Annotated in this window: 4 protein-coding genes and 2 pseudogenes; 2 read left to right on the top strand and 4 right to left on the bottom strand. The window is 53.2% G+C overall.

The genetic code is table 11. The features are described 5' to 3' along the window. Positions 1-48: 48 nt before the first annotated feature. A pseudogene (locus BBW68_RS14025) lies at positions 49-345 on the top strand (transposase); the annotation flags it as partial. A 237-nt stretch (positions 346-582) separates the two neighbouring features. On the opposite strand, the gene fbaA reads toward BBW68_RS14025, so the two are convergent. The 4 genes from fbaA to tkt all read right to left on the bottom strand — a co-directional run bounded on the left by fbaA (position 583) and on the right by tkt (position 6269). Beyond that, the gene (gene fbaA, locus BBW68_RS14020; protein WP_070135819.1) at positions 583-1677 is read right to left on the bottom strand and encodes a class II fructose-bisphosphate aldolase; all 1095 of its coding nucleotides are present in this window, start codon (positions 1675-1677) and stop codon (positions 583-585) included. Positions 1678-1758: 81 nt separating this feature from the next. Then, on the bottom strand, positions 1759-2925 hold the full coding sequence (gene pgk, locus BBW68_RS14015) for a phosphoglycerate kinase (RefSeq protein ID WP_070135818.1): 1167 nt from the start codon (positions 2923-2925) through the stop codon (positions 1759-1761). Positions 2926-2974: 49 nt separating this feature from the next. Next, positions 2975-3994 (bottom strand): erythrose-4-phosphate dehydrogenase, encoded by a 1020-nt coding sequence (gene epd / locus BBW68_RS14010; protein WP_070135817.1) that lies wholly within the window; start codon positions 3992-3994, stop codon positions 2975-2977. Positions 3995-4277: 283 nt separating this feature from the next. Next, on the bottom strand, positions 4278-6269 hold the full coding sequence (tkt, locus tag BBW68_RS14005; protein ID WP_070135816.1) for a transketolase: 1992 nt from the start codon (positions 6267-6269) through the stop codon (positions 4278-4280). A gap of 364 nt (positions 6270-6633) precedes the next feature. On the opposite strand from tkt, the pseudogene BBW68_RS20965 reads away from it, so the two are divergent. Then, a pseudogene (locus BBW68_RS20965) lies at positions 6634-6927 on the top strand (transposase zinc-binding domain-containing protein); the annotation flags it as partial.

Here is a 6927-nt window from a genome sequence, read left to right as displayed (position 1 = left end):
CCATCCTTCCAAATTTACACCACGTCCTAAGACTCTACCGTCACAGAGATGATGGACGAAGCGGAGGCGGAGGTGCTGGCGTACTTCGGGTTCCCGGGAGCGCACCGGGTGAAAATCCACTCCACGAACACGCTGGAGCGCCTGAATAAAGAGGTGAAGCGGCGTTCCGACGTGGTGGGTATCTTCCCCAACGAAGAGAGCATAACCCGGCTTCTGGGTGCGGTGCTGACGGAGCAGAACGAAGAATGGCTGTTGCAGAACCGCTACCTGCCGCAGCACAGCATGGCGGAGATAGAGCAGACCGCTGAAAACGATGTGATCGAGGCGCTGCCACTCAGCGCTTAACAGACATATTACCGGACCGGAAGGCTGGATCTGAATTTACACCACCTTGACGGACTCGACCCGCAAAAATGAACGATGCCGCTGAGGGACTGGCGCGTGGCAATGAGTCGCTTTATTATCGAGTTCGGTGGTCGCCTGAACGACCATCTCTAAAAAGGCATTTACACAGAATCATGTACAGGGTCCGACCGAACATTCTGAATTGATTGCATAAAAAAAAGCCCCTCACGGCCTTTTTTAAACAGAAGCAGAATTACAGTACGTCGCCGCGTTCAGCTCTTTAAATGCCTGCTCCAAACGAAGAATCATTGAAGACTGGGAAGCACGCAGCCATACGCGTGGATCGTAGTACTTCTTGTTCGGCTTATCAGCACCTTCCGGGTTACCCAGCTGCGCCTGCAGATAACCTTCGTTCTTTTTGTAGTACTGCAGGATGCCGTCCCAAGTTGCCCACTGGGTATCGGTATCGATGTTCATTTTGATCACGCCGTAACCGATAGACTCTTCGATTTCAGCCGCAGATGAACCGGAACCGCCGTGGAATACGAAGTCCAAGGAGTTCACTGGCAGACCGTGTTTTTCGCTGACGTATTTCTGAGAATCACGCAGGATAGTCGGGGTCAGTTTCACGTTGCCTGGCTTGTACACGCCGTGTACGTTACCGAATGAAGCAGCGATAGTGAAACGCGGGCTGATGGCGTTCAGCTTGGTGTAAGCGTAATCAACGTCTTCTGGCTGGGTGTACAGCGCGGAAGCGTCCATGTGGCTGTTGTCCACGCCATCTTCTTCACCACCGGTGCAGCCCAGTTCGATTTCTAGGGTCATGTCGATTTTCGCCATGCGCGCTAGGTACTTGCTGCAGATCTCGATGTTTTCTTCCAGTGATTCTTCAGACAGGTCGATCATGTGAGAAGAGAACAGTGACTTACCGGTTTTGGCGAAGTGAGCTTCACCCGCTTCCAGCAGGCCGTCGATCCACGGCAGCAGTTTCTTCGTGCAGTGGTCGGTGTGCAGGATAACGGGCACGCCATAGTGTTCAGCCATCAGGTGCACGTGGTGTGCGCCAGAGATTGCGCCAAAGATAGCAGCAGCCTGTGGCTTGTCTGATTTCAGGCCTTTACCGGCGATGAAGCCAGCACCACCGTTAGAGAACTGGATGATGACCGGGGCTTTTACTTTCGCAGCGGTCTCCAGAACGGCGTTGATGGAATCAGTACCCACGCAGTTAACTGCTGGCAGGGCGAACTTGTTCTCTTTCGCCACTTTGAAAATCTTCTGAACGTCGTCACCGGTGACAACGCCTAGCTTTACGAAATCAAAAATTTTAGACATGTTAGCTTGTCCTGTTTCTTCGGTCATATTGAAGGATTCAGATCTCACGCGGGGCATCAGACACCCCGCACTGAGGATTAATTAGTTCTGCTTCGCACGTTCTTCCAGCATGGCAACCGCAGGCAGAGTTTTGCCTTCCACGAACTCGAAGAATGCACCGCCACCGGTAGAGGTATAGGAGATTTTATCTTCAATACCAAACAGATCGATAGCCGCCAGCGTATCACCGCCGCCAGCGATGGAGAATGCATCACTGTCTGCGATCGCTTTAGCAACGATTTCAGTGCCTTTGCGGAAGTTAGGGAATTCGAACACGCCAACCGGGCCGTTCCACAGAATAGTTTTAGCTTCTTTCAACAGCTTAGCCATTGCTTCTGCGGTTTCATCACCGAAGTCCATGATCTCTTCATTGTCCTGAACTTCAGACACTTTCTTCACGGTAGACGGTGCAGTTTCAGAGAATTCCGTGCCGACGCGGGAGTCGCTAGGCACCGGGATCTTGAACTCATCGCGCAGTTTCTTCGCCGCTTCAACGAAATCTGGCTCGTATAGTGATTTACCGACGTTGTTGTCGATAGCCACGAAGGTGTTAGCAATACCGCCGCCAACAATCACTGTGTCAGCAATCTTCACCAGCGAGTTCAGCACGTCAAACTTAGTAGAAACTTTTGAACCGCCAACCACTGCTACCATTGGGCGCGCAGGCGTTTTTAGGGCTTTACCCAGCGCTTCCAGTTCGTTCACCAGCAGCAGGCCAGCACAGGCGATTGGGGAAAATTTACCCACGCCGTGCGTTGAAGCCTGTGCACGATGCGCGGTGCCGAAGGCGTCCATCACGTAGACGTCGCACAGGGCAGCGTATTTTTTAGAGAGCGCTTCGTCGTCTTTCTTTTCGCCTGCATTAAAGCGAACGTTTTCCAGAACTACCAGCTTGCCGGCTTCCAGCTCAACGCCGTCGAGGTACTCTTTCGCTAGGGAGACCTTTTCCGAGCCCAGCTTATCTTTCAGGTAGTTCACTACCGGCAGCAGTGAGAACTCTTCGTTGTATTCACCTTCGGTCGGGCTTCCAAGGTGGGAAGTTACCATCACTTTTGCGCCCTGCTTCAGGGCTGATTCGATGGTCGGCAATGAAGCACGAATTCGTGCATCAGACGTCACTTTCCCTTCTTTCACTGGCACGTTTAAATCGGAACGAATTAGTACGCGTTTACCAGCAAGATCCAGATCGGTCATCTTAATTACAGACATGGTGAATCCTCTCGTTTAACTTTTAAGTTTTACGGGCGCAAACCACGCCCTACCTGAAACCGCTTGCGGCCATCGCTAACGTGGTATCAATCATCCGGTTAGCAAAGCCCCATTCGTTGTCGCACCAGACTAAAGTCTTAATTAGGTGCTGACCGCTGACCCGCGTCTGCGTGCCGTCCACTATGACACTGTGCGGATTGTGGTTAAAATCTATCGAGACTAACGGTAATTCCGTATAGTCAATTATACCACTAAATGCCCCTTCTGATGCACTTTGCAGCAAGGCGTTGACCTCGCAAGCCTTTACCGCGTCACGCACGCTGACGCTCAGGTCAATCGCCGTCACGTTGATGGTCGGCACGCGCATCGCAATCGCTTCGAAGCGGTCATTAAATTTTGGGAAAATACGCGTAATTCCGGCAGCCAGGCGGGTGTCGACCGGAATAATCGACTGACTAGCAGCACGGGTGCGCCGTAAATCCGGGTGATAAGCATCAATCACCTGCTGGTCATGCATCGCCGAATGAATCGTGGTGACGGTGCCGGACTCAATACTCCAGGCATCATCCAGCAGCTTGATAATCGGAATAATGCAGTTAGTGGTACAGGAAGCATTCGACACTAGCAAATGCTCCGGCAGCAGTTCTTTCTCATTCACGCCGTAAACCACGGTGGCATCCAGATCGTGCCCACCAGGGTGGGAGAACAGCACCTTTTTTGCCCCAGAGTGCAGATGCGCTTCACCATCGGCACGGCTGCCATAAACTCCGGTACAGTCGAGCACGACATCGACATTCAGCTCGCGCCACGGCAAGTGCTCGATCTCTGCCACATGCAGCAGGCGGATGGTGTCATCCCCTACCGTTAGCAGGTCGTATTCCTGACGCACATCCCAGGCGAATCGCCCGTGGCTGGTATCGTATTTCAGCAAATGTGCCATGCCAGTGGCGTCTGCCAGCTCATTGATGGCAACGACCATAATTTCAGCACGTCGCCCGGTCTCGTACAGCGCGCGTAAAACATTGCGCCCAATGCGACCAAACCCGTTAATAGCAATGCGAACTGTCATAATACTCCTACACCAGAATTCACCGTAAAATCGGACAATTAGCCTGAGCCAGCCGTGGCGATTTGTACAGCAGATCCTTGTCGGTCAGCATGCGGAAATGACAGGAACTACTTATAAATGAAACGATTCAGCCAGAATAATAGAAGTGAGGAGTAACAGGAATGACTAGGATCAATTGTGGCGCATAAGTTTAGATCTGCGTCACAAATTTAGAATTTATCTGCAGGAGGAACACAGGGGCAAGGCATGTCGCGCAAGGAGACACGCCTCACCCGTTACGGGATTACAGCAGCGCTTTCGCTTTAGCGACCACTTTATCTACGGTAAAGCCAAACCGGTCGAACAGCTTCTCGGCCGGTGCAGATTCGCCGAAGCTGGTCATCCCGACGATAGCACCGTTCAGGCCGGTGTATTTGAACCAGTAATCTGCGATACCGGCTTCAATCGCCACGCGCGTGCTGACAGCTTTCGGCAGCACGGATTCGCGGTAAGCGGCATCCTGCTTGTCGAAGGCATCAGTAGACGGCATGGAAACCACGCGCGCTTTATGGCCTTCAGCAGTCAGCTGCTTATAAGCGCCCACTGCCAGATCAACTTCTGAACCAGTAGCGATGAAGATCACGTCCGGCCTACCGTCGCAATCTTTCAGCACGTATGCACCACGTGCAACGTTAGCCAGCTGCTCAGCGGTACGATCCTGCTGTGCCAGGTTCTGACGCGACAGGATCAGCGCGGTTGGGCCATCCTGACGTTCGATGCCATATTTCCACGCAATCGCCGACTCAACCTGGTCACACGGGCGCCACGTGCTCATGTTTGGCGTCATGCGCAGACTCGCCAGCTGCTCTACCGGCTGGTGAGTTGGGCCATCTTCGCCCAGACCGATAGAGTCGTGGGTGTAGATCATCACCTGGCGGATATTCATCAGTGCAGCCATACGCACCGCATTACGGGCATATTCAACAAACATCAGGAAGGTCGCGGTGTACGGCAAGAAACCACCGTGCAGGGTGATACCATTAGCGATAGCGGTCATACCGAATTCGCGCACGCCGTAATGGATGTAGTTACCCGCTGCATCTTCATTGATTGGCTTAGAACCAGACCACATGGTCAGGTTGCTTGGCGCTAGGTCAGCGGAGCCGCCGAGATATTCTGGCAGCAGTTTGCCAAAGGCTTCGATGGCATTCTGTGACGCTTTACGGCTGGCGATTTTCGCCGGGTTAGCCTGCAGCTGTTCAACAAATTTCTGCGACTCAGCAGCCCAGTTAGCCGGCAGCTCGTTCTTGACGCGGCGCTTGAACTCAGCGGCCAGCTCCGGGAAGGCTTTCGCGTAGGCCGCAAATTTCTTGTCCCATGCGGCTTCTTTCGCCTGACCCGCTTCCTTCGCGTCCCACTGTGCATAGATGTCTGAAGGAATTTTAAACGGCGCGTGGTTCCAGCCCAGCTGCTTACGGGTCAGTGCAATCTCTTCATCACCCAGCGGCGCACCGTGGGAGTCGTTAGTACCGGCTTTGTTCGGTGAACCGAAGCCGATAACCGTTTTGCACATCATCAGGGAAGGCTTGTCGCTCACCGCTTTAACTTCTTCAACCGCTTTCTTAATCGCATCCGCATCATGACCGTCCACGCCTCGCACCACGTGCCAGCCGTAAGATTCGAAGCGCTGCGCGGTGTCATCGGTGAACCAGTCATCAATGTGGCCGTCGATGGAGATACCGTTGTCATCATAGAACGCGACCAGTTTGCCCAGCTTCAGCGTACCCGCCAGCGAGCACACTTCGTGCGAGATGCCTTCCATCATGCAGCCGTCACCCATGAACACGTAGGTGTTATGGTCAACAATATCGTGGCCAAAACGGTTGAACTGCGCGGCCAGCGTGCGTTCTGCAATAGCAAAACCGACCGCGTTGGCGATACCCTGGCCCAGTGGGCCTGTGGTGGTTTCAACGCCTATGGTGTAGCCGTATTCAGGGTGACCTGGGGTTTTGGAGTGCAGCTGACGGAAGTTAGCTAGTTCGCTGATTGGCAGATCGTAACCGCTGAGATGCAGCAGGCTATAGATCAGCATTGAGCTGTGGCCGTTTGACAGTACGAAGCGGTCACGGTCAGCCCACAGCGGGTTAGTCGGGTTATGATTCAGGAAGTCACGCCACAGGACTTCGGCGATATCGGCCATACCCATGGGGGCACCCGGGTGGCCGGATTTGGCTTTTTGCACCGCATCCATACTCAATGCGCGAATGGCGTTGGCAAGATCTTTACGAGAAGACATTTTCTACTCCAGGTCGGATTTGACGCTTCGCCGTTCTTAACCTATTGTAATTAATGAGTTATCAGGCAAAGTCGAAGGAAAGTCGACAATCAATGTACATGAAACACGGGTAACATGTACATGGCGCAGGATGTAAAAAAGTCACATTAGTAGCCCTTTCGGAGCAGTGGTGCTATGCATCTATACCAGCAAAGGCTATAACTTCGTTTTCGTTGGCAATAATTCACCCAGCGTAAATTGCCAACTTTTTGATTTTTAGACCTTGTTACCTAAATGGATGAACGTAGCGCCCTTAAGGGCGAGCGTCACGGCTTCGCCGTTCCGGTGCTTTGCATGACTGGAGCTCCGCTTTATACTCAGCTCCATGTATATCCCGCGTCCCGCCAAACTCCTTTTCACCGTCGATGACGGCTGGAACCGCTATCTCGAAAAACATGGCGACAGCGTCAGCCAGTGGACCCCACTCGCCGTTGAGCGCATGCTCGCCTGCGGCACCTGCGCTATGGGTGTGCGCCGCTACTGCTGCGCTTTACCTGGCTTTACCTGACTGTACCCACTCCCGCTTCTTCTGCCAGAGCTGCAAGTCAAAGGCCTGCAGCATGAAGTCCACCGAACAGTGGATTGCTGAGCAACAACACGTCCTGCCCGACTGCGAATG

The sequence above is a fragment of the Candidatus Erwinia dacicola genome (genome assembly GCF_001756855.1).
Lineage (GTDB): Bacteria > Pseudomonadota > Gammaproteobacteria > Enterobacterales > Enterobacteriaceae > Erwinia > Erwinia dacicola.
Note: the sequence above shows the minus strand (reverse complement) of the source record. Positions and strands in the feature narration are given on the sequence as shown.

Excerpts from the sequence above, each read along its gene's own strand:
- epd (WP_070135817.1), bottom strand. The coding sequence starts at position 3,994 with ATGACAGTTCGCATTGCTATTAACGGGTTTGGTCGCATTGGGCGCAAT.
- tkt (WP_070135816.1), bottom strand. The coding sequence starts at position 6,269 with ATGTCTTCTCGTAAAGATCTTGCCAACGCCATTCGCGCATTGAGTATG.
- fbaA (WP_070135819.1), bottom strand. The coding sequence starts at position 1,677 with ATGTCTAAAATTTTTGATTTCGTAAAGCTAGGCGTTGTCACCGGTGAC.
- pgk (WP_070135818.1), bottom strand. The coding sequence starts at position 2,925 with ATGTCTGTAATTAAGATGACCGATCTGGATCTTGCTGGTAAACGCGTA.